General features: G+C 70.0%; 20 protein-coding genes. 7 read left to right on the forward strand and 13 right to left on the reverse strand.

Annotated features, from left to right (window positions below):
• Positions 1 to 2: 2 nt before the first annotated feature.
• Both C5F48_RS05865 and C5F48_RS05870 read right to left on the reverse strand, forming a co-directional pair.
• Complete coding sequence (locus C5F48_RS05865; RefSeq protein WP_107662978.1) at positions 3 to 596, reverse strand: HD domain-containing protein; 594 nt, start codon at positions 594 to 596, stop codon at positions 3 to 5.
• Positions 593 to 1,555, reverse strand: a complete 963-nt coding sequence (locus tag C5F48_RS05870) for a glycosyltransferase family 8 protein (RefSeq protein ID WP_107662979.1) — start codon at positions 1,553 to 1,555, stop codon at positions 593 to 595. Before C5F48_RS05870 ends, C5F48_RS05865 begins: the two co-directional genes overlap by 4 nt.
• A 144-nt stretch (positions 1,556 to 1,699) precedes the next feature.
• Between C5F48_RS05870 and ahcY the strand changes: the two genes are divergently transcribed.
• Entirely contained in the window at positions 1,700 to 3,091 is a 1,392-nt protein-coding gene (gene ahcY, locus C5F48_RS05875) for an adenosylhomocysteinase (protein WP_107662980.1), read from the forward strand.
• A 253-nt stretch (positions 3,092 to 3,344) separates the two neighbouring features.
• Here the strand turns inward: ahcY and C5F48_RS05880 are convergent, their stop codons facing one another.
• The 4 genes from C5F48_RS05880 to tsaD are packed head-to-tail and all read right to left on the reverse strand — an operon-like array spanning position 3,345 to position 6,043.
• Positions 3,345 to 3,758: an EVE domain-containing protein gene (locus C5F48_RS05880; protein ID WP_107662981.1), complete on the reverse strand. Its 414-nt coding sequence runs from the start codon at positions 3,756 to 3,758 to the stop codon at positions 3,345 to 3,347.
• Entirely contained in the window at positions 3,758 to 4,030 is a 273-nt protein-coding gene (locus C5F48_RS05885) for a YciI family protein (protein WP_107662982.1), read from the reverse strand. The genes C5F48_RS05880 and C5F48_RS05885 overlap by 1 nt, the downstream gene beginning before the upstream one ends.
• A 4-nt stretch (positions 4,031 to 4,034) precedes the next feature.
• Positions 4,035 to 4,952: an NAD(P)H-dependent glycerol-3-phosphate dehydrogenase gene (locus C5F48_RS05890; RefSeq protein WP_107662983.1), complete on the reverse strand. Its 918-nt coding sequence runs from the start codon at positions 4,950 to 4,952 to the stop codon at positions 4,035 to 4,037.
• Positions 4,949 to 6,043, reverse strand: a complete 1,095-nt coding sequence (tsaD, locus tag C5F48_RS05895; protein ID WP_107662984.1) for a tRNA (adenosine(37)-N6)-threonylcarbamoyltransferase complex transferase subunit TsaD — start codon at positions 6,041 to 6,043, stop codon at positions 4,949 to 4,951. The genes C5F48_RS05890 and tsaD overlap by 4 nt, the downstream gene beginning before the upstream one ends.
• 46 nt (positions 6,044 to 6,089) lie before the next feature.
• Between tsaD and C5F48_RS05900 the strand changes: the two genes are divergently transcribed.
• The 3 genes from C5F48_RS05900 to C5F48_RS05910 all read left to right on the forward strand — a co-directional run bounded on the left by C5F48_RS05900 (position 6,090) and on the right by C5F48_RS05910 (position 9,606).
• Positions 6,090 to 6,827 carry a uroporphyrinogen-III synthase gene (locus C5F48_RS05900; protein WP_107662985.1) on the forward strand — a complete coding sequence of 246 codons (738 nt, stop codon included), beginning with the start codon at positions 6,090 to 6,092 and terminating at the stop codon, positions 6,825 to 6,827.
• Positions 6,828 to 6,898: 71 nt separating this feature from the next.
• The gene (locus tag C5F48_RS05905) at positions 6,899 to 8,146 is read left to right on the forward strand and encodes a COG4223 family protein (RefSeq protein WP_107662986.1); all 1,248 of its coding nucleotides are present in this window, start codon (positions 6,899 to 6,901) and stop codon (positions 8,144 to 8,146) included.
• Between the two features lie 11 nt (positions 8,147 to 8,157).
• On the forward strand, positions 8,158 to 9,606 hold the full coding sequence (locus C5F48_RS05910; RefSeq protein ID WP_107662987.1) for a heme biosynthesis protein HemY: 1,449 nt from the start codon (positions 8,158 to 8,160) through the stop codon (positions 9,604 to 9,606).
• A 46-nt stretch (positions 9,607 to 9,652) separates the two neighbouring features.
• Here the strand turns inward: C5F48_RS05910 and C5F48_RS05915 are convergent, their stop codons facing one another.
• The gene (locus C5F48_RS05915) at positions 9,653 to 12,514 is read right to left on the reverse strand and encodes a hybrid sensor histidine kinase/response regulator (RefSeq protein ID WP_107662988.1); all 2,862 of its coding nucleotides are present in this window, start codon (positions 12,512 to 12,514) and stop codon (positions 9,653 to 9,655) included.
• Positions 12,515 to 12,663: 149 nt separating this feature from the next.
• On the opposite strand from C5F48_RS05915, the gene C5F48_RS05920 reads away from it, so the two are divergent.
• Positions 12,664 to 13,686 carry a helix-turn-helix domain-containing protein gene (locus C5F48_RS05920; protein ID WP_107662989.1) on the forward strand — a complete coding sequence of 341 codons (1,023 nt, stop codon included), beginning with the start codon at positions 12,664 to 12,666 and terminating at the stop codon, positions 13,684 to 13,686.
• Here the strand turns inward: C5F48_RS05920 and amaB are convergent.
• Both amaB and C5F48_RS05930 read right to left on the reverse strand, forming a co-directional pair.
• On the reverse strand, positions 13,683 to 15,170 hold the full coding sequence (amaB, locus tag C5F48_RS05925) for an L-piperidine-6-carboxylate dehydrogenase (RefSeq protein ID WP_107662990.1): 1,488 nt from the start codon (positions 15,168 to 15,170) through the stop codon (positions 13,683 to 13,685). The two genes, C5F48_RS05920 and amaB, sit on opposite strands and share 4 nt — an antisense overlap.
• A 70-nt stretch (positions 15,171 to 15,240) precedes the next feature.
• Positions 15,241 to 16,461, reverse strand: a complete 1,221-nt coding sequence (locus C5F48_RS05930) for an acyl-CoA dehydrogenase (protein ID WP_107662991.1) — start codon at positions 16,459 to 16,461, stop codon at positions 15,241 to 15,243.
• Between the two features lie 121 nt (positions 16,462 to 16,582).
• Here C5F48_RS05930 and C5F48_RS05935 point away from each other — a divergent pair, with 121 nt between their 5' ends.
• Positions 16,583 to 17,497: a LysR family transcriptional regulator gene (locus C5F48_RS05935; protein WP_107662992.1), complete on the forward strand. Its 915-nt coding sequence runs from the start codon at positions 16,583 to 16,585 to the stop codon at positions 17,495 to 17,497.
• On the opposite strand, the gene nagA is transcribed toward C5F48_RS05935, so the two are convergent.
• The 4 genes from nagA to C5F48_RS05955 are packed head-to-tail and all read right to left on the reverse strand — an operon-like array spanning position 17,469 to position 21,216.
• A complete protein-coding gene (gene nagA / locus C5F48_RS05940; RefSeq protein WP_107662993.1) occupies positions 17,469 to 18,605 on the reverse strand; it encodes an N-acetylglucosamine-6-phosphate deacetylase in 1,137 nt (378 codons plus the stop codon). The genes C5F48_RS05935 and nagA overlap by 29 nt on opposite strands.
• The gene (locus C5F48_RS05945; RefSeq protein ID WP_107662994.1) at positions 18,602 to 19,627 is read right to left on the reverse strand and encodes an SIS domain-containing protein; all 1,026 of its coding nucleotides are present in this window, start codon (positions 19,625 to 19,627) and stop codon (positions 18,602 to 18,604) included. Before C5F48_RS05945 ends, nagA begins: the two co-directional genes overlap by 4 nt.
• 12 nt (positions 19,628 to 19,639) lie before the next feature.
• Complete coding sequence (locus tag C5F48_RS05950) at positions 19,640 to 20,386, reverse strand: GntR family transcriptional regulator (protein ID WP_107662995.1); 747 nt, start codon at positions 20,384 to 20,386, stop codon at positions 19,640 to 19,642.
• Positions 20,383 to 21,216: a glucosamine kinase nucleotide-binding domain-containing protein gene (locus tag C5F48_RS05955; RefSeq protein ID WP_107662996.1), complete on the reverse strand. Its 834-nt coding sequence runs from the start codon at positions 21,214 to 21,216 to the stop codon at positions 20,383 to 20,385. Before C5F48_RS05955 ends, C5F48_RS05950 begins: the two co-directional genes overlap by 4 nt.
• 166 nt (positions 21,217 to 21,382) lie before the next feature.
• Here C5F48_RS05955 and C5F48_RS05960 point away from each other — a divergent pair, with 166 nt between their 5' ends.
• On the forward strand, positions 21,383 to 22,282 hold the full coding sequence (locus C5F48_RS05960) for an N-acetylmuramic acid 6-phosphate etherase (protein ID WP_107662997.1): 900 nt from the start codon (positions 21,383 to 21,385) through the stop codon (positions 22,280 to 22,282).
• Positions 22,283 to 22,298: the final 16 nt, after the last annotated feature.

Here is a 22,298-nt window from a genome sequence, read left to right on the forward strand (position 1 = left end):
GGTCAGCCTTTATCCAAGGCGGCCAGAAGCGAAACGTGGCGGGCGGTAAAATCCGCCCGCACGTCCACCGGTGGGCGAAGCCTTATTTCAAGCCCCTCCAGCACCGACTCCTGCGGACGGCCAAAGAAACGGTCCGCCTCGGATCTGGTGAAACCGGCGATCTGCACAGCTTCCAGCCAGGCCGAAATTCGGTCGGCCCGCTTGATCTCCTTCTTGACCGGCACGGGCAGCACCGCCGGCAATCCGAAACGCAGATGCACCGCCGCCGAAAGCCGCGCGTCGAGTTCGCCATAGCTGGGGCCGATCGCCGCCTTCACCGGGCTGATCATGTCGCCGATCACATATTCCGGCGCGTCGTGCAGCAAGGCTGCCAATTGCCAGCGCGGCCCCGCTGCCGGATTGCAGCGGGTGAAGATCTGCTCGACCAGCAGCGAATGCTCGGCGACGGAATAGGCCCAGTCGCCTCGGGTCTGACCGTTCCAGCGCGCCACGAAGGCGAGACCATGGGCGATATCCTCGACCTCGATATCCATTGGCGTCGGATCCAGCAGGTCCAGCCGGCGCCCCGACAGCATTCTCTGCCAGGCGCGTTTCATTTGCGGACCGTCATGTCGCTGGGGAATTGCGCCAGATAGCGCGAGAGCTTGCCGGCGGAAAGGAAGTGCTTGATCAACATGCGCCGCATCTGCCGGTGATCCGGCAAAAGCCCGCTGCTGACCGGCTTGCGCGCCCGGTCCGGGAAATGCCTTGCGAGAAAGGCATCGAAGCTGCGGGCGAAGCGCGGCGAGAATTCGCCATGCCGGTCCGACCAGGGTTTCAGCGTGCCGATGAAATGCACGATATGCGGGCTGCGCATCGCCTCGAAAAGCCGCGCGGCCCAGCTGTATTGCCAGTTCCACATCGGGCTCAATTCGGCCCAGTCGCCTTTCAGCACGGCATTGTAGAGGTTCTGGTCGTGGCGGATCATCTGCGCCGCCTCGCGCCGCCCCAGTTCGACGCAACGGCCGAGCAGGTCCAGCTCATTATAACGCGGCACATCCATCAGCAGCACGCCGGCGTTGAAATAGGGCGCGGTGGCAATCCCGAGGCGCTTGAACTGCTCGGGCTTCCGGTCCGGGGTGCGCCACTGGATATTGTCGCGCACCGCGCCGATGGCATGATTGCCGAGATCCACCGCCAGCAGCGCGGCGAAATCGCCGCCCTGCACGAAGATGTCGGAGTCGAGATAAAGGATGCGGTCGTAATCCTCGGCAAGGGCGGTCGGCAGGGCGATGCGCAGATAGACGTCATGCGTCCGGTTTGCATCGAGCCGCAGCCCGTCGAAAACGCCATCGACATCAATCCGGCAGATCCGCAGGTCAAGCGGCTGCAGGGTCTCGGGCACCTCCAGCCAGGCCTCGCTGCAGCAGAGGCAGATATCGAAACTCCGCTCTGGCGACAGGGCCGCGATCTGACTTGCGGCATGCAGCGCGAAGGGCAGGTAGGCCTCGTTGCAGCAGAAGACCACGGCCTGCCGCGATGTCGCGGGGCGGGAGGATTGCACGGTGACCGCCATGGCCTGCTCCTTCAAATGCACGGCAGAAAACGGTTAGGCCTTCCGCGGCGTGGTGTAAATGTCCCAGGGCCGCCGGGGGCCGCTGCATTGCCGCGAAGGCCCTTCGATGGTAAGGCAAGGCAAATTCATTCAGGAGCCGCAGACATGGCCGACTTCATCGTCAAGGACCTCGCACTGGCCGATTATGGTCGGAAAGAGCTGACCATCGCCGAAACCGAAATGCCGGGCCTGATGGCGCTGCGCGAGGAGTTCGGCGCGTCGAAGCCGCTGGCCGGCGCCCGCATCGCCGGGTCGCTGCACATGACGGTGCAGACCGCCGTGCTGATCGAGACGCTGGTGGCGCTGGGGGCAGACGTGCGCTGGGCCTCGTGCAACATCTTCTCGACGCAGGACCATGCCGCCGCCGCCATCGCCGCGACCGGCACCCCGGTCTTCGCCATCAAGGGCGAGACGCTGGAGGAATACTGGACCTATACCGACAAGATCTTCCAGTTCTCCGAGGGCACCTGCAACATGATCCTCGACGACGGCGGAGATGCGACGCTCTACATCCTGCTCGGTGCCCGGGTCGAGGCGGGCGAGACCGACCTGATCGCGGTGCCGACCTCGGATGAGGAGGTCTGCCTGTTCAACCAGATCAAGAAGCGTCTGGCCGAGAGCCCCGGCTGGTTCACCCGGCAGCGCGCCGCGATCAAGGGCGTGTCGGAAGAGACGACGACCGGCGTGCATCGCCTGTATGACCTGCACAAGAAGGGCCAGTTGCCCTTCCCGGCGATCAACGTCAACGACTCGGTCACCAAGTCGAAGTTCGACAACAAGTACGGCTGCAAGGAGTCGCTGGTCGACGGCATCCGCCGCGCCACTGACACGATGATGGCGGGCAAGGTCGCCGTGGTCTGCGGCTATGGCGACGTGGGCAAGGGCTCGGCCGCCTCACTGCAGGGCGCGGGCGCCCGGGTGAAGGTGACCGAGGTCGATCCGATCTGCGCGCTGCAGGCGGCGATGGACGGGTTCGAGGTCGTGGTGCTGGAGGATGTCGTCGCCTCGGCCGATATCTTCATCACCACCACCGGCAACCGCGACGTGATCCGCATCGAGCATATCCGCGAGATGAAGGACATGGCGATCGTCGGCAACATCGGCCATTTCGACAACGAGATCCAGGTCGCCGCGCTGAAGAACCACAAGTGGACCAACATCAAGGACCAGGTGGACATGATCGAGATGCCCTCGGGCAGCCGCATCATCCTGCTGTCCGAAGGCCGCCTGCTGAACCTCGGCAACGCCACCGGCCACCCGTCCTTCGTGATGTCGGCCTCCTTCACCAATCAGGTGCTGGCGCAGATCGAGCTCTGGACCAAGGGCGACGACTACGCGCCGGGCGTCTACATCCTGCCCAAGGCGCTGGACGAGAAGGTGGCGCGGCTGCATCTGAAGAAGATCGGCGTGAAACTGACCGAGCTGCGCCCCGAGCAGGCCGATTACATCGGCGTCAGCGTCGAGGGCCCGTTCAAGTCGGAGCATTACCGCTACTGATCCGCGGCGCCGGCCCGTCCGGCGCGCGCAGCTTGTGGAACGGGTGCGGCAGCGATGCCGCGCCCGTTTTCATTCGCGGCCCGCATTCGAATAAAACATTCCACACTCGGCCTTTGCGCTGGCGGGCGCGCAGGGCTAGGCTGGCGGGGCAGGGCAGGATGCCCGGGACCTTTTCGGAACACGTGTGGTGCCAAGGGAGCACGTGGGGTGGATGAGGGGTCCCGCTGGGGTCGGGGCCCCTCGTTTCCGCCGGTCAGATGCCGCCCAGCTTGCAGATCGTCTGCCATTCCGCATCGCTCACCGGCTGGACGGACAGGCGCGCGTTGTTCACCAGCACCATGTCCTTCAGCCGCTCGTCAGCCTTGCAATCCTCCAGCGTCACCGGGCGCGCCAGCGGCATCACCGCCTTGATCGTCACGCAATCCCAGCGCGGATCGTCGGTGGTGCTGTCAGGCGCCGACAGGCCGCAGACCTCGACGATGCCGACGATCTCCTTGCCGATGTTTGAATGGTAGAAGAACCCCCGGTCGCCGAGCTGCATCGCCCGCATGTGGTTGCGGGCCTGATAGTTGCGCACCCCGGTCCATTCCTCGCCCTTGTCGCCGCGCGCGACCTGCTGATCCCAGCTCCAGGCGTCGGGCTCGGACTTGAACAGCCAGTATGCCATCAGCCGATGACCTTCTTCCACTCCGCGATCTGCACGGTCTCGAACAGGCCGGCCTTGGCATAGGGATCGGCCTCAGCCCAGGCCTGCGCCTCGGCGAGCGTGTCGACATTCAGCACCACCAGCGAGCCGGTCATCTGGCCTTCGGTGTTCAGGAAGGGGCCGGCCATCTCGACCACGCCGCTGTCCTCGATATGGGCGAGATGGGCGGCGCGAGTGTCGAGCCGGGTTTGCAGGGCACCGGCCTTGTCGGTGCAGATCAGGGCGACGCGCATCAGTTTACTCCTGTTTCAGGGGACGGGTGAGAAGGGCCTGGATGGCCTGGGCGAGGGTGACATGGCCGTCGATCAGCGCATCGACCATCGCGGCCACCGGCATGTCGAGCCCGTGCCGCGCCGCCAGCGCCACCACGGCCTTGGCGGTGGCCTTGCCCTCGACGGTCACATGGCTGTCGAAGGGCCGCCCCGCGCCGAGCGCCGCGCCGTAGCGGAAGTTGCGCGACTGATCCGAGGTGCAGGTCAGCACCAGATCGCCGAGGCCGGAGAGACCGGCCAGCGTTTCGGGCCGCGCGCCGAGCGCCAGCGACAGACGCTGCATCTCGGCGTAGCCGCGGGTCATCAGCGCCGCCCGGGCCGACTGGCCGAGCCCGGCGCCGATCACCACGCCTGCGGCGATGGCGACGACATTCTTCAGGGCGCCGCCAAGCTCCGCCCCGATCACGTCGGTGCTGCGGTAGAGCCGCAGGACCGAGGTGGAGAGCTGGCGCTGCAGCGCCTCGCCTGCCGCATCGTCGGCGCAGGCCAGCGTCAGGGCGGTCGGCAGACCCTGCGCGATATCGGCTGCAAAGCTCGGGCCAGTGAGGATCGCCGCAGTGGCTGCCGGGCAGGCGCGGGCGATCAGTGCGGTGGGGCCGAGCCCGGTCGCCAGATCGACGCCCTTGCAGCAGGCCACCAGCGCGCGACCGTCCAACCGCGCCGCATGGTCCTTGAGAACAGCGCTCAGCGCCTGGGTCGGTACGGCGAGCAGCACGGTGCCTGCGGTGACATGGCTGATGTTGGTGGTGAAGGTGACGCCTGCCGGCAGGTCCAGCCCCTGCTGTGCGCGGCGGCCCCAGAGCGTCACCGGCGCCTCGCGCCCCAAGGTCACCGCAAGGGCGGCGCCGAAGGCCCCCGCGCCGATGATCGCCACGTCGCTCATGCCTTGGCCCCCTTCTTGCCGAAGCCGATCAAGGCCGGGCTGGTCTTGTCCAAGGGCCAGCGCGGTCGGGCCGACAGCGCCATCCCGTCGCGGGCGCCGGCACGGAAGCGCTCGATCCCGGCCCAGGCGATCATCGCCGCGTTGTCGGTGCAGAGCCGCAGCGGCGGCGCGAGGAAGCGCGCGCCGGCCGCGGCGCAGACCGCCTGCAGCCCGGCGCGGATCGCGCCATTGGCGGCGACGCCCCCGGCCACGGCCAGCACCGGCGTCGCGGTTTCGTCGCGCACCAAAGCCAGCGCGCGGCGGGTCTTTTCGGCCAGCACATCGGCCACCGCCGCCTGAAACCCGGCGCAGAGGTCGGCGCGGTCCTGCCGCGTCAGCCCGCCCTGCGCCGAAATTAGCGCATCCCGAGCCCGCAGCAGCGCGGTCTTCAGGCCCGAGAAGGACATGTCGCAGCCGGGGCGGTCCAGCATCGGGCGGGGGAAGGCGAAGCGGCGCGGGTTGCCCGCCTTCGCCTCGACCTCGACCACCGGGCCGCCGGGCTGCGGCAAGCCCAGAAGCTTCGCCGTCTTGTCGAAGGCCTCGCCCGGCGCATCGTCGATCGAACCGCCGAGCCGGGTGAACTCCTCGACCCCGCGCACCAGCAGAAACTGGCAATGCCCGCCCGAGACCAGGAGCATCAGATAGGGAAACGCCAGCCCGTCGGTCAGCCGCGGCGTCAGCGCATGGCCGGCCAGATGGTTGACCCCGACCAGCGGCAGCCCGGTGCCCGCGGCAATGCCCTTGGCGCACATCACCCCCGACAACACGCCGCCGATCAGCCCCGGCCCCGCCGTCACCGCGATGCCGTCCAGATCCCCGAACCGCAGCCCGGACTCCGCCAGCGCCTGCTCGACGCAGAGATCCAGCCGTTCGGCATGGGCGCGGGCGGCGATCTCGGGCACGACGCCGCCGAAGGCCGCATGCAGCGCGGTCTGGCCATCGACCACCGAGGAGAGGATTTCCGCCGGGGCGCCGGGCGCATGGCGCACCACGGCGGCTGCCGTATCGTCGCAGCTGCTCTCGATGCCAAGAAAGGTGAGACTTTCGCTCATGGGCCGCCGGTTGCCAGAAGGATCACCCGCAGGTAACACCTCTGCCATGGCCTCACAATCCCGCCAGCCCTTTCTGCTGACCCGCCCTGCCCGGCAGGGGGCGCGGTTCGCGGCGGCGTTGCGCCAGCGCTTCGGCGAGGGGATTCGGCTGGTGACCTCGCCGCTGCTCGCCCCGCTTTTCCTGCGCCCGGAGCTTCCGGCCGGGGCGGCGACGCTGATCTTCACCTCCGAGACCGGGGTTGAGGCCTTCCGGCGGATATCCGCCGAACAGCCGCAGACCGCGCATTCCGCATGGTGCGTCGGCGAACGCACGGCCGAGGCCGCCCGCGCCGCCGGGCTGAGCACCCGCTCGGCGGATGGCGACGCCGAGGCGCTGGTGGCGCAGATCCTGGCGGCGGGCGAGGCCGGGCCGCTCCTGCACCTGCGCGGGGCCGAGACGCGGGGCGAGGTAGCCAAGCAACTGACAGAAGAGGGAATCCCGGCCACAGAGGCGGTGGTCTACGACCAGCGGCCGCAGCCCCTGAGCGACGAGGCGCTCGCCCTGCTGCAGGGGCCGGAGCCGGTGATCGCGCCGCTGTTCTCGCCCCGCACGGCGGCGCTGCTGGCCGGGGAGCTGCGGCTGCGGGCGCCCGGCGCGCCGCTTTGGGTCGCGGCGCTCAGCCCGGCGGTCGCGGCGGCCGCGGCGCCGTTGCAACCGGCGCGGTCGCAAACCGCGGCCCACCCCGATGCGGCAAGCCTGATCGCGGCGATCGTGGCGCTTATTGACGCAGAGTCACCTGCTTGAGACAGGCTGCGGCAGCGGATAGGGTCGAAGGGACTCCGGTCACGAGGCAGGCGCAAACGGAAGGCACGGCAATGGCAGATCCAGATTCCCGCGAACCGGGGAAAGACATTCCTGCGGAGGCGGAGCAGACCGCACCGCTCACGCTGTCGGATCCGGAGCCGGTGACCCCGAAGCCCGAAAGCGTCGATGAGGTGCCGCGCCACGACGACCCCGCGCAGCCGGACGAGGCCGAACCGCTGGACCGCAACCCCGAACCCGTGGAGTCGGAGCCCGTGGCGGCGTCTTCCGTTCCGCCCTCGCCACGTCCGGCGCCGGCCCAGCCGGCGAAGCGGGGGGCCGGCGGCTTCTTCGCGCTGCTGCTCGGCGGGGTGATTGCCGCCGGTCTCGGCTTCGGCCTGTCGCGCTATGTGCCCGAAGGCTGGCCGCTGCAGCCCGGCGCCGCCAATGACGACGAGGCAACTGCTCAGGCCGAGGAGATCGCGGCCCTGCGCGCCCAGATCGAGACGCTCGCCGCGGCTCCGTCGACCGACGATCTGACCGCCCGGCTCGCCGAGGCCCAGTCGCAGGCCCAGGCGGCCAGCGAGGCGGTCGCGGCGCTGCAGGAGAAGATCGCGAATCTCGAGACCGCCCCAGCCGAGGGTGGCGCCGCGTCGGGCGACGTCGCCGCGCTGCGCGAGGAGATCGCCAGCCTGCGCAGCCAGGTCGAGAGCGGGGGCTCCGCCGCCAGCAACGACATCCAGGCCGCCGCCGAGGCGGCCGAGAAGCGGCTCGCCGAGGCGCAGGCTCAGGCCGACGCGCTGAAGGCCGAGGTAGAGGCCACGGCGCGCGCCGCCACCACCTCCGCCGCGCTGTCGCGGGTCCGCGCCGCGCTGGACAGCGGCGACGCCTATTCGGCGCCGCTGGACGACATCGCCGCCGCCGGGATCGAGATCCCCGCCGTGCTGATCGAAGGCGCGCAGGGCGGCATCCCCACCCTCGCCGCGCTGGAGGATAGCTTCCCCGAGGCCGCCCGCGCCGCGCTGGAGGCCTCGTTGCTGGCCGACATGGGCGACACTTTCGCCGGTCGCGTCAGCACCTTCGTCCGCACCCAGGCCGGGGCGCGCTCGCTGGCGCCGCGCGAGGGCAACGATCCCGACGCAATCCTGTCGCGCGCTGAGGCCGCGGTGAAGCGCGGCGATCTGCAAGCGGCGCTGACCGAGATCGGCGCCCTGCCGGAGCCGGGGCAGCAGGCCATGGCCGGCTGGACCGCCGAGGCGCAGAAGCGCATCGGGGCAACCGACGCCGTGGCGACCGTCGCCGCAGCCGCAGAAGCGAAGTGAGGGAAATTTAGATGATTTGGTCCCTGATCAAGGTTCTGGTGTTCGTTGCTGCCGTCGCCGCCCTGACCTTCGGGGCCGGTCTGCTGATGGACAACGGCAGCGGCGTCCGCATCGCCATCGCCGACATGGAACTGACCCTCGGCCCGCTGCAGGCGGTGATCGCCGCGCTGCTTCTGGTGCTGGCGGTCTGGATCTTCCTCAAGCTGGTCGGCTTCACCTATGCGCTGCTGCGCTTCCTGAACGGCGACGAGACGGCGATCTCGCGCTATTTCGACCGCAGCCGCGAGAAGAAGGGCTATCAGGCGCTGGCCGAGGGCATGATGGCGCTGGCCGCGGGCGAGCCGCGCACCGCGATGTCGCGCGCCAGCAAGGCCGAGAAATACCTCGGCCGGCCCGAACTGACCAACCTGCTGATGGCGCAGGCCGCCGAACAATCCGGCGACTCGCGCCGTGCGACCGAGGCCTACAAGACCCTGCTGAACGACGAGCGCACCCGCTTCGTCGGCATCCGCGGGCTGATGAAGCAGAAGATCGAGGAGGGCGACACGGCCACCGCGCTGCAACTGGCCGAGAAGGCCTTCGCGCTGAAGCCGCGCCACCCCGAGACGCAGGACATCCTGCTGAAGCTGCAGGCCGACCGCAACGACTGGACCGGGGCGCGCAGCACGCTGAGCGCCAAGCGCAAGTCGGGCGCGCTGCCCAAGGCGGTCTACCAGCGGCGCGACGCGGTGCTGGCCTTGCAGACAGCGAAGGTGGTGTTCGACGACGCTTCCTCGATCGAGGCGCGCGAGGCGGCGATCGCCGCCAACAAGCAGTCGCCCGACCTGATCCCCGCCGCCGCCATGGCGGCGCGCAGCTACATCGCGCAGGGCAATCCGAAATACGCCACCCGCGTACTGAAGAAGGCTTGGGAGGCGCAGCCGCATCCCGACCTCGCGGCGGCCTTCGCCGAGATCGAGCCGGACGAGACGCCGACCGCCCGGCTGAAGCGGTTCCGCACCCTGACCTCGATCCATCCGGAGAATGACGAGACCCGGATGCTGCTGGCCGAGCTGTCGCTGACTGCCGAGGATTTCCCGGCCGCCCGTCGTGCGCTGGGCGATCTGGTGACCCGGCACCCGACGACCCGGGCGCTGACCATCATGGCGGCGGTGGAGCGCGGCGAGGGTGCCGACGACGCCGTGGTGCGCGGCTGGCTGGCCCGGGCGCTGACCGCGCCGCGCGGCCCGCAATGGTGCTGCGACAACTGCCAGAGCATCCATGCCGCCTGGGGCCCGATCTGCGACAATTGCGGCGGCTTCGACACCCTCAGCTGGCGCGAGCCGGCCGAGACCTCGGCCCCCAGCGCCACCGGCACCGAGCTGCTGCCGCTGATCGTCGGCAGTCCGGCGAGCGCGACCGACCCGGCGATGTCCGGCGAGGTGATCGACGAGGAACCGACGACGGCGCGGCCCCGCTAGGCCCGCCGCCTGCCCGGGAGCGCTGCGCCCGGGCAGGCAACAGCGGTCAGGCCGTCCGGCCGAGGACCGCCAGCAGCGTCTCGATCAACGCGTCGTCGCCGAAGGGCTTGGTCAGCACCTGCGCCCGGCCCATCGCCTCGATCCCGGCGACATGGGTCTGGCCGGTGGCGAAGACCACCGGCAGGTCGGGCAGGCGGTCGCGCATCGTGGCGGCGAGATCCATTCCCGACATGTCCGGCAGGCCGAGGTCGATCAGCACCGCGTCGACCGGCCCGGTCTCCAGCAGCGCCAGCGCCTTCTTCCCGTTGCCGGCCTCCAGCACCGAGCAGCCCGCCTCCTGCAGCACCTCGGCCAGGTTCATGCGGATGATCACGTCATCCTCGCAGACCAGCACCCTGAGCCCGGCCAGCGGCGCGGCCGGCGGCGGCGGCGGAGAGGCGACCGGCTGTTCGACCACGGCGGCGGGCTTGGCCAGCACCTCGCGCAGCTTCCGGGCCAGCGCCTCCTGGGTGTAGGGCTTGCTGAGCAGCTGCACCCCGGCGTCCAGCCGACCGCCATGCACGATGGAGTTCTGGGTGTAGCCCGAGGTGAACAGCACCGCGAGCTTGGGCATCATCAGCCGGGCCTTCTCGGCCATCTGCCGGCTGGTCATCCGCCCCGGCATCACCACGTCGGTGAACAGCAGGTCGATGCGCGCGCCGCTCTCGACGATGGTCATCGCCCGGTCGGCGTCGCGCGCCTGCAGCACGGTGTAGCCGAGATCGGCGAGCAGCCCCGCCGCGGTGGCGCGCACGTCCTCGTCATCCTCGACCAGCAGGATCGTCTCGTTGCCGCCGGTCATCGGGCCGGACTGCGCCGGGCGGGCGGTATCCTCGGCCTCCAGCGAGCGCGGTAGGTAGATCTTGATCGAGGTGCCGTTGCCGACCTCGCTGTAGATCTTCACATGGCCGCCGGACTGCTTGACGAAGCCGTAGACCATCGACATGCCGAGCCCGGTGCCGCGGCCCTCCGCCTTGGTGGTGAAGAAGGGCTCGAAGACCTTCTCGATGATCTCCGGCGGCATGCCGCAGCCGGTGTCGGTCACCGCCAGCATCACATATTGCCCCGGCGTCACGTCGACATGGGCCCGGGCATAGGCGTCGTCGAGATAGGCGTTGCCGATCTCGATGGTCAGCCTGCCCTGGCCGTTCATCGCGTCGCGGGCGTTGATCGCGAGATTCAGGATCGCGCTTTCCACATTCGCCGGGTCGACGCAGGTGTTCCACAGGCCGCCGGCGACGATGGTCTCGACCTCCACCGCCTCGCCGAGGGCGCTGCGCACGATGTGGTCGGCATCGCGCAAGAGGCGGCTCAGGTTGATGACCTTGGGCGCCAGCGGCTGGCGCCGGCCGAAGGACAGGAGCTGCGAGGCCAGCGTCGCCCCGCGCCCGACGGCCTTCATCGCCTGGTCGAGCCGCGGCCGCACCGGCGAGTCCGGTTCCAGCCCGCGCAGCGCCAGCTGCAGGCTGCCGGTGATGGTCTGCAGCAGGTTGTTGAAGTCATGCGCGATGCCGCCGGCGAGGTTGCCGATGGCCTCCATCTTCTGGCTCTGGCGCAGGGTGGCGTGCAGCGCCTCCAGCTCGCGGTTGCGCTGCTCCACCCGCTCTTCCAGCGTGGCGTTCAGCTGGGCCAGGGCGGATTCGGCCGTCTTGCGGTCCTCGATGTCGGTGTTGGTGCCGATCCAGCGCTCGACCGCCCCCGAGGCGTCGCGCAGCGGCACGGCGCGGACGATGTGCCAGCGGTAACTCCCGTCGGCGCTGCGGATGCGGAACTCGGTCTGGTAGAGGCTGGTGCTCTCCACCGCCGCCGCCCAGACCGCGCCGCCCTCCTCCGCGTCGTCGGGATGGACCACGTCGATCCACTGCCCGTCATAGAGCTGGCCTTCGGCCACCCCGGTATAGGCGTAGATCCGGTCGTTGACCCAGTCGATCACGCCTTCCGGCGTCGCCGTCCAGACATGGTTCGGCATCGACTGCGCCATGGTGCGGAACCGCTCCCGCGTCGCGATCAGCTCGGCCTCGGCCAGCTTCTGCCGGGTCACGTCATGCCCCTCGACGAAGATGCCGTTCGGCGTGCCGTCGGGATCCTTCATCGGGCTGAAGATGAAGTCGACGAAGCGCGGCTCCTCCGGCCCCTCGGGCGTCGGCCGCAGGCGAACCTCCGCCCCGCGCCGCGTCACCGCTTCGCCGCTGTTGTAGACCTGCTCCAGAAGCTCGTAGAACCCCTGACCCTCCAGCTCCGGCAGGCCTTCGCGCAGGGTCTTGCCGATCAGGTCGCGACGCCCCACGAGCTGCAGGTAGGATTCGTTGACGATCTGGAAGGTCAGGTCGCGACCCTTCAGCACCACCATGAAGCTCGGCGCCTGGTCGAAGGCCGAGCGCACGAAATTGACGGCCGCGCCGAGCGCCAGGTTCTCCTTGGCCACCGCCTCGGCCCGGCGGATCACCTTGGCATTGTCGCCGGGCGCGCCGAGCGTGTTGCTCTCGCGGTAGATCTCGGTCACGTCATTGGTGTTCTGCAGGATGTATTCCACCCTGCCCTCGCCATCCATGATCGGCGTATGGGTCGCGCTCCAGTAGCGCTCGGTGACCGATCCGTCGGGAGCGGTGATCGGATAGGGGATCAGCGGCAGGTGATCGATACGGCCGGTTTCCAGTACGCGGCTGAGCGACATGCGCAGCATCTGGTCCGGCACGGAGTCGGGTGGCGCCGGAAAGGCGTCCGTAATGATCCGGCCGATGATGCTCTCGGCGCTGCGGCCGGTCGTCGCCAGGTAGGCCGCATTGGCCCAGGTGATCCTGAGGTCGCGATCCACCAGAACATAGGGCGATGGGTCGTCCGAAAAGATTTTATCCAATGCAATCAGCATATCAATGTCTCGTTCTTCCGCATGCCGCAGGTCGGGGGCGAAGATGGAGGCATTGCGCCGGTGGGTAAAGGACAAACGTGCGGCAAAAGGTCTCGCCTTGCCGAAGACGGGGCTCGGAATCTCCGGCCTTGCGGTGGTATCCTGCTGCGATGAAGCGCCCCCATGCCGATGCCGAGCTGACGCCCCCCTCGCCCTATGACGCGGATCCGGAGGCGGAGGAAGACCTGTGGTTCCTGCCGGAGCCCGATGAGGAGGTTGCGCAGGCCCCCTTGCCGCGCGCCGACCGCCGCAGCCTGCTGCGCCCGGCCGAGTGGCGCGCCGCCGAGGCGGCGCTGGCCCCCGACCTGGCGCGGGCGGCCTATCGCTTCGGCGCGCTGGACGAGCGCCTGCGCCGCGCTGCCGAGGGCCCGCGCAGCCGTCTGGCGCTGGTCGAGGCGGCGGAGTTCTCGTGGTGGGCGGGCGACCGGGTGACGCCCGACCGCTTGGCGCTGTGGCTGGCGCTGCGGCTCGACGGGGTGCAGGACGACAGCCTGGCGCTGGCCCGGGCCGGCTGGGCGGTACGGCGGTTGACCTCGGGGCCGGGACCGCAGGCCGGGCTCGCCGCCTTCCTCGGGCGGCAGGAGGCCGGGCAGGACTGGCTCGCCGACTGGTCCGAGATCGAGACCGCCTCGCTCGGGATGCATCCGATCACCCGCGCGGCGCTCGGCTTCCATGCCTGGGGGCTGCTGACCGCGCCGGCGGCCTCGACCCGGATCGAGGCGGCGGTGGTCGCCTCGCGTCTTGCCGCCGCCGAGGGGCGCGGCGCTGTGTTCCTGCCGCTGGCCACCGGCGGCAGCCAGGCGCTGCGCCCCGGCGGCCCGGCGGAGGACCGGCTGGCGCGCTGGTATGCCGGGGCGGTGCAGGCGGCCTTCGCGGCGCTGCGGCTGCTGGACCGGCTGGACGACTGGCAGGCCCGGGCCGCGGCGGCGACGGCGGGCCTGTCGGGCCGCACCCCGCCGCTGCTGATCGCGGCGCTGGCGCATTGGCCGCTGCTCTCCGCTCCGGTGGCCGAGGCGGAGACCAAGGCCTCGCGCGCGGCGGTGCAACGCAACCTCGACCGGCTGACCGAGCTCGGCCTGATCCGCGAGGTCACGGGTCAGGGCCGGTTCCGGCTCTGGTCGGCGGCGCTTTAGATGTCGAACTTCACGCCCTGCGCCAGAGGCAGCTGCGCCGAGTAGTTCACCGTGTTGGTCTGCCGCCGCATGTAGCCTTTCCAGGCATCCGAGCCGCTCTCGCGCCCGCCGCCGGTGTCCTTCTCGCCGCCGAAGGCCCCGCCGATCTCGGCGCCCGAGGGGCCGATGTTGACATTGGCGATGCCGCAATCGGAGCCGACCGCCGAGAGGAAGGTCTCGGCCTCGCGCAGGTTCAGCGTGAAGATGCAGGAGGACAGGCCCTGCGGCACGTCGTTCTGCAGCGCGATGGCTTCCTCCAGCGTCTCGTAGCCCATGACGTAGAGGATCGGCGCGAAGGTCTCCTCCTTCACGATGGCGCTCTGCCCCGACATGTCGGCGATGGCGGGCTGGACATAGGCGCCACCCGCCACGCCCTCGACTGCCGCGCCGCCATGCACCGTGCCGCCCTCGGCCTTCGCCTGCTCCAGCGCTGACAGCATCCGGTCGCGTGAGGCGGCATCGACCAGCGGGCCGATCAGCGTGCCCTCCTTGCGCGGGTCGCCGATGGGCAGCGAGGCATAGGCGGCGGCGAGCTTGGCCACCAGATCCTTGCGGATCGAGTGATGCACGATCAGCCGCCGCAGCGAGGTGCAGCGCTGCCCGGCGGTACCCACGGCGGAGAAGACGATGGCCCGCACCGCCATGTCGAGATCGGCCGAAGGCGCCACGATCATCGCGTTGTTGCCGCCAAGCTCGAGGATCGAGCGCCCGAAGCGTTCCGCCACCTTCGGCCCGACGATCCGCCCCATCCGGGTCGAGCCGGTGGCCGAGACGATCGGCACGTCCTTCGAGCCCACCAGCGCCTCGCCCACCGCAGGCCCGCCGATCACCAGCTGCACCAGCCCCTCGGGCGCGTCACCGAAGCGCGCCAGCGCCCGCTCCATGATCTTCATCGAGGCCATGGCGGTCAGCGGCGTCTTCTCCGACGGCTTCCAGATCACCGGGTTGCCGCAGACCAGCGCCAGCGCCGTGTTCCACGACCAGACGGCGACCGGGAAGTTGAAGGCCGAGATGACGGCGCAGGGCCCCATCGGGTGCCAGGTCTCCATCATCCGGTGGCCCGGACGTTCGGAGGCGATGGTCAGGCCGTAGAGCTGACGCGACAGGCCGACGGCGAAATCGCAGATGTCGATCATCTCCTGCACCTCGCCCAGACCCTCGGAGGTGATCTTGCCCGCCTCCAGCGTCACTAGGGCGCCCAGCTCGGCCTTGGCCGCGCGGAGCTCCTCGCCCAAAAGCCGCACCAGCTCGCCGCGCCGCGGGGCAGGCACCTCGCGCCAAGCCCGGAACGCCGTCTGCGACCGGGCAATGATCGCCGGCATGTCGGAGACGGGGGTTTCCGCAATGCGGGCGATCTCGGCCCCGTCGATAGGCGAGCGCACGGCGAGCGTGCCGCCCTGCGTCAGATCGGGGGTGAGGCCGAGAGAGGAGAAGAGATCTTGCATCGCGCTGTCCTTGCTGGCGTGCCGAGGCTCCGGCAGGGCGGTGCCTCTGGCGCTGTGTCGTCGATTGGGGTCAGAAGAAGGCCTGAAGCCCGGTGATCGAGCGCCCGATGATGAGCGCATGCACGTCATGCGTGCCCTCGTAGGTGTTCACCGTCTCGAGATTGACCATGTGGCGCATGATCTGGAAATCTTCCTGGATGCCGTTGCCGCCATGCATGTCGCGCGACCAGCGGGCGATTTCCAGCGCCTTGCCGCAGTTGTTGCGCTTGACGATGGAAATCATCTCGGGTGCGGCATTGGCCTCGTCGAGCAGCCGACCGACGCGAAGGCTGCCCTGCAGGCCGAGGCTGATGTCGGTCAGCATGTTGGCCAGCTTCAGCTGGTAGAGCTGGGTCTGGGCCAGCGGGCGGTTGAACTGCTTGCGGTCGAGCCCGTATTGCCGCGCGGCATGCAGGCAGAACTCGGCGGCGCCCAGCACGCCCCAGGAAATGCCGTAGCGGGCGCGGTTGAGGCAGCCGAAGGGCCCCTTGAGGCCTTCGACGTAGGGCAGCAGCGCGTCTTCGCCGACCTCGACATTCTCCATCACGATCTCGCCGGTGATCGAGGCGCGCAGGGAAAGCTTGCCGCCGATCTTCGGCGCGCTGAGGCCCGTCATGCCCTTGTCCAGCACGAAACCGCGGATCTTGCCGCCATGCGCTTCGGATTTCGCCCAGACCACGAAGACATCCGCGATCGGCGCGTTGGAGATCCACATCTTCGAGCCGTTCAGCACATAGCCGCTGTCTGTCTTCTTCGCGACGGTCTTCATCCCCGCCGGGTCGGAGCCCGCGTCGGGTTCGGTCAGGCCAAAGCAGCCGATGAGCTCGCCCTTGGCCAGACCCGGCAGATACTTCCGCCGCTGCTCCTCGGAGCCGTAGGCGTAGATCGGATACATCACCAGCGAGGATTGCACCGACATCATGGACCGATAGCCGGAATCGACCCGTTCCACCTCGCGCGCCACGAGACCGTAGGCGACATAGGAAGCGCCGAGCCCGCCGTATTCCTCGGGGATGGTGACGCCCAGAAGGCCCATCTCGCCCATCTCGCGGAAGATGCCGGGGTCGGTGGATTCCTCGCGATAGGCTGCGATGACGCGGGGTTGCAGCTTTTCCGTGGCATAGGCGCGGGCGCCGTCGCGCAGCATCCGCTCCTCCTCCGACAGCTGGTCCTCCAGCCGGAAGGGGTCTTCCCAGTCGAAACGGCCGAGGTCGGGGGCGTCTTTGGCTTTGAGCTTCGGGCGGTCGGTCATGGCGTCCTCTCGATGGGCAGGGGCAGGGTAGAGCGGGTGGCGATGCGGGGCAAGCACCCGTGGTCTTGCGGCAGATAGGGCTTTCTTCGCGGCGGGAATAACCCTAAATCCGGGGAAGTTCATGCAGGGAGTGCATCAAGTGGCTTTCTCGCGGCGCTATCTGCCCTCGCTCAGCCTGCTCACCGCCTTCGAGGCGGTGGTGCGCACCGGCAGCACGGCGGCGGCGGCGCGCGAGCTGAACCTGACGCAGGGCACCGTCAGCCGTCTGGTCCAGGGGCTGGAGGCGCAGCTGGGCGTCGCGCTGTTCCTGCGGCAGAGAAAGCGCCTGCTGCCGACCGAGGCGGCGCTGGCCTATGCCGCCGAGGTGCGGCGCGGGATGGACCTGATCGGCCGCGCCTCGGTTCAGGTGACGGCCAGCCCGGGCGGCGGCACGCTGGCGCTGGCGATCCTGCCGACCTTCGGCACGCATTGGCTGGCCCCGCGCCTGCCGGGGTTCCTGAAGGCCAATCCGGGGGTGACGATCAATCTGGCGACCCGGCTGCGGCCCTTCGACTTCGCTGAAGAGGGGATGGACGCCGCGATCCATTTCGGCAGCGAGACCTGGCCCGAGGCGGGGCATCTGCGGCTGTTCGGCGAGGATGTGGTGGCGGTCGCCGCGCCGGAGTTTCTGGCGGCGCATCCGGTGCGGGCGGCGGCGGACCTGCTCGCCCTGCCGCTGTTGCAGCTGGAAGCCCGGCCACGCGGCTGGCAGGGCTGGCTCGCGCATCACGGGATCGAGGCGCAGGCGCCGCGCGGCATGGTCTTCGACCAGTTCGCCACGATGATGCAGGCGGCGATCCACGGCATCGGCGTGGCGCTGCTGCCGGAGTTCCTTGCCGCCCCGTCGCTGGCCGATGGCGCGCTGGTCCCGGTCTTCGGCGGTCCTGTCGCGGGGCGGCACGGCTACTGGCTGGTCTGGCCGGAAAGCCGCGCCGATCATCCGCCGCTCGCCGCCTTCCGCGACTGGCTCAGGGCCGAGACGGCCGGTCTGTCCTGACGCCCGCCCGCCATGTGGCGCGCAGGCTGAAATCCTCGGCCAGATGCACCAGATCCGCTGGGCGCCCGGGCGCCAGATGGCCGATCTCTGCCTCTCGCCGGATCGCGGCAGCGGGGATCGACGTGACCATGGCGAGGATGCGCTCGCGCGCGATGCCCAAGCCCGCCAGATGCCGCATCGCCTGCGGCAGCGTCAGGTCGGCCCCGGCCAGAGTGCCATCCTCCAGCGTCAGCCTGCCGTCGCGGCGCAGGGTGCGGCGGCCGTTCAGCTGGAACTCGGTCAGGTCGGTGCCCGCCGGGGACATGCAGTCGGAGACGAGGAAGATGCCCTCGGGCTTCGCTGCCAGCGCGATCCGCATCGCCTGTTCCGAGACATGGATGCCGTCGGCGATCAGCCCGCAGGCGATGGGGTGGGTCAGCGTCGCCCCCACCAGCCCCGGCTCGCGATGGCCGAGCTGGCTCATCGCGTTGAAGAGATGCGTGGCGCAACTGGCCCCCGCCGCGATGGCGGCTTCCGCCTCGGTCAGGGTGCAATCGGCATGACCGAGGCTGACGATCACGCCTGCCTCTGTCAGCGCGGCGATCTGCGCCGGCGTCACCGAAGCGGGGGCCAGCGTCAGCATCAGCGTCGGCAGCTTCCGCGCGGCCTCGCAGTAGAGTGCGAGATCGGCCTCCTGCATCGGGCGGATCAGCGCCGGATCATGCGCCCCCTTGCGGCGGATATCGAGATGCGGCCCCTCCAGATGCAGGCCGAGGAAGCCGGGCGTGCCGAGGGCCGCCACCCCCGACGCGATCGCCGCCCGCGTGGCCTCGGGTCGGTCAGTGATCAGCGTGGGCAGCACCGACATCGCGCCCAGCGTCTCATGCGCGGCGCAGATGGCGGCGAAGGTGGCGGGCGTGGCCGCGCCATCCACCATCAGCCCGCCGCCGCCGTTGATCTGCAGGTCGATCAGCCCGGGGGCGAGGATGCCGCCCTCCAGCCGCTCGGCATCCGGCGCCTCGGCGGCGGGCAGGATCGCGACGACCTTGCCCGCCTCCAGCACCAGCGCGTGATCGTCGAGCAGACGCGCGCCGTCGAAGATCGCCGCTCCGCTGTAGGCCTGTCTCATGTCGTCTCCGTTACCTTGCGCAGATGCGGCGGCGTGTCGGGGTCGAAGCCGCGCCGCCGCGCCAGCGCCTCGATGAAGGCGTAGAAGCTGGCCGTCAGCACCAGCGGCGCCACCAAGGGATGCAGCCCGCCGACCGAAGGCAGCGTCACCGCGCCCTTGGCCTCGGCCCCGGTCAGGAAGACATCGGCCCCCTGCGCCGCCAGCCGCTCGGCCGTGGCGATGACCTGCGGCAGGGCGGCGTCCTCGATCCCCAGCGCGAAGATCGGGAAGTTGGCCTGCACGATGGCAGCCGGGCCATGCAGCACCTCGGCGGCGGAGTAGCTTTCGGCATGAAGCCCGCAGGTCTCCTTGAACTTCAGCGCCGATTCCGCGGCGATGGCGAAGCCCGGCCCCCGGCCCAGCACATAGAGCGAATTCGCCCGCGACAGCCGCGCCGCCATCGGCGACCAGTCTTGCGTCAGCGCCTGCTCCAGCGCCTCGGGCAGGCTGGCCAACGCATTGCGCAAGCCCTGGTCCTCTTGCCATTCGGCCAGCAGCGCCAGCCCGGCCAGCACCGAGGTGACGAAGGTCTTGGTCGCGGCCACGCTGTTCTCCGGCCCCGCCAGCAGCGGCAGGGTATGGGCCGAGGCCTGCGCCATCGGCGCGTCGGCGAAGTTGGTGATGGCGATGCTGAGCGCCCCACCTTCGCCCGCCGCGCGCATCATCTCGACGATGTCGGGGCTGCGGCCGGATTGCGAGATGCCGATGCAGGCGGCATTCCCGAGCCGGAGCGGGCGGCGGTAGATCGAGGCGACCGAGGGCCCGACGGAGGCGACGGGCACCCCGGCCAGCAGTTCGACCGCATATTTCAGATAGGTCGCCGCATGGTCCGACGAGCCGCGCGCCACGGTCACGATCAGCCCAGGATCACGCTGGCGCAGCGCCGCGGCGGCGGCCTCGACCGCGCCGCGCGACCCGTCGAGGAAGCGGGCGGCGGCCGCGGGGATCTCGGCGACTTCGCGCGCCATGAATGTCTCTGCCATGAATCTGTCCTTTCAAGTCAATTTCAGTTCGACCGCGAAGTCATAGGCGTCGCCGCGGTACAGCGAGCGGGTGAACTCGATCACCTGCCCGCTGGGAAGATAACTCACCCGCTCGATCTTCAGCCCGGCCACGCCTTCCGCCACCTCCAGAAGCTCCGCGTCGCGCGGGCCCAGATTGGCGGCGGAGATGCGCTGCACCGCCCGGGTCGGGCGCAGGCCGCGCGCCTCCAGCACCCCGTAGAGCGAGGTTTCCACCACCTCGGGATCCGGCAGGAAGGCGGTGGAGAGGCTGGCGCGCTCGATCGCCAGAGGGATGCCGTCGCTGCGCCGGACCCGCGCCAGCCGCGCCGCACGGTCATCGGCGCCGAGGCCGAGCGCCATGACCTCCTCCGGCGAGGGCGAATGCACGGCGCGGCTGAGCCAGACCGATTCAACCGTGCGGCCCCGGCGCTGCATGTCCTCGGTGAAGGAGGTCAGCAGCGACAGCGCCTGTTCCAGCTTCTCCACCTTATGCGCAACGAAGGTGCCCGACCCGCGCCGCTGCACCAGTTGGCCCGAAAGCACCAGCGCCTGCACCGCCTTCCGGACGGTGACGCGGGAGAGGCCGGTCATCGTCGCCATGTCACGCTCCGCCGGCAGGCTGTCGCCGGGGGCGAGACGGCCGGAGGCGATGGCCTCGGCGATGCGGCGTTGCAGTTGCAGGTAGAGCGGCCCCGCGCCGGGATCGTCGAACCGCTGCGGGGAGAACAGCAGGTTCACGCCGCCACCCCCTGCCGCGCCATCCAGAGCGCGCCGTCCAGCCCGGACCCGAGCGCCGGGCGGATCGGCCAGCGGCCGTCGAGCAGCCCCGCATAGGTCGGCCCCAGCCCGCCGAGGAAGGTGACCGGCAGGTTCTGCCCCTGTTGCAGCAGGTTGATGTAGGCCTCCACCTCGCCCGCGGCCTCGCGCATCAGGGCGAGCGTGGCGGGGTCGGAGGAGGTGACGAGCAGGGGGGCGAAATCGGCGAAATCGACCGGGCGGGCGGAGAGCGAGAAGCGGATCACCCCGTCGGTCCCGCCCAGTCTGGCGATCAGGTCGGAGAGCAGCGGCGTCTCGGGCTCGAAGCCGTCGCGGGCGCGCAGGGCCCGGGCGCAGAGGGCGCGGCCCAGCCAGGCCCCGCTGGCCTCGTCGCCCAGCACGAGGCCGGAGCCTCCGATCTGCCGGATGGCGCCCGCGCGCTGCACCGCGAAGACCGAGCCGGTGCCGATGGCGGCGACCACGCCGTCGCCGGCTTGCAGCGCCCCCTTCACCGCGATCACCGCGTCGGAGACGATGCGGGTGTCGGCGAAGGGTAACTCGGCGATCATCTGCGCGGCGCAGGAGGCCACATTGGCCCCGGCGACGCCGAGCACGGCATGCAGATCGGATAGGCCGCCGTGGCTGCCGAGAGCTTCGGCGGCGACGGCGAGGATATTGGCGCGGGCGCCCGCCGGATCGCTGGCGATGTTGGACGGGCCGCCGGTGGCGCTGCCGAGCAGGCGGCCGGACGCGTCGGCCACAGCCGCCCGGCAGCCGGTGCCGCCTCCGTCGAGACCAAGGAACAGGGACATGGCGACTCCTCTCGCGCGAAGGATACCAAAACAATACCAGATGGGAAGCGCCATGTTCAAAGCGCCGGATTTACGCGGTTTCCAAACCGCCCGAACTACAGGCTTTACAATTGGTATTAATTTGGCATTGTCAACGGGACTGAGGACCGAAGGACAGACGCGCCGCATGACCGATCGCCCGACCGAAGCCCGCCATCCCGCCGCCGAGGGGCTGCATGCCCTGCCGGGCGCGGAGCTGCTGCGGCTGGCGCTCGACGGCCATGTCGGAGCCGTGGCTGTGGTGGAGCGGGCGCTTCCGGCGATCGAGTCTGCGGCCGAAGTGGCGTCGGAGGCCCTGCTGGCCGGGGGCCGGATGGTCTATGCCGGAGCGGGCAGCTCGGGGCTGATGGCGCTGGCGGATTGTCTGGAGCTGTTGGGCACCTTCGGCATCCCGCCCGACCGCACGCCGATGCTCTTTGCCGGTGGCGCGGGGGCGCTGTTGCACCTGACCGGCGCGGTGGAGGACGATCCCGCGCTGGCCCAAGCCGATACCGCGGCGCTGGGGCTGACGGCGAAGGATGTGGTGATCTGCCTCTCGGCCTCGGGCTCCACGCCTTATACGCTGCTGGTCGCGGAAGCGGCGCGGGCGGCGGGGGCGCAGGTGGTGGGCATCGCCAATGTGCCGGGCTCGGCGCTGCTGCGGCTGGCCGATCTGCCGATCTGGCTGGAGACCGGGCCGGAGATCGTCGCCGGGTCGACGCGGCTCGGGGCGGCGACGGCGCAGAAGGTGGCGCTGAACCTGATGTCGGTTCTGGTGGGCATCCGGCTCGGCCATGTGCATGATGGCTACATGGTGAATCTGGAGGCCGACAATGCCAAGCTGATCGAGCGGGCCGCCCGCATCGTCGCCGGGATCTCCGGCGCGGCGCCGGAGACGGCGCACGCGGCGCTGGAGGCCAGCCGCGGCGCGGTGAAGCCCGCGGTGCTGATCGCCGCCGGCGCCACGCCGGAAGCGGCGGCCACCGCCCTGCAGGATACGCGCGGCCATCTGGGCCCCGCCCTCGCGCGGATCGGACGAGACCAATAAAGCCGGGTGAACACCC

Source organism: Cereibacter changlensis JA139, from assembly GCF_003034985.1.
Classification (GTDB): domain Bacteria; phylum Pseudomonadota; class Alphaproteobacteria; order Rhodobacterales; family Rhodobacteraceae; genus Cereibacter; species Cereibacter changlensis.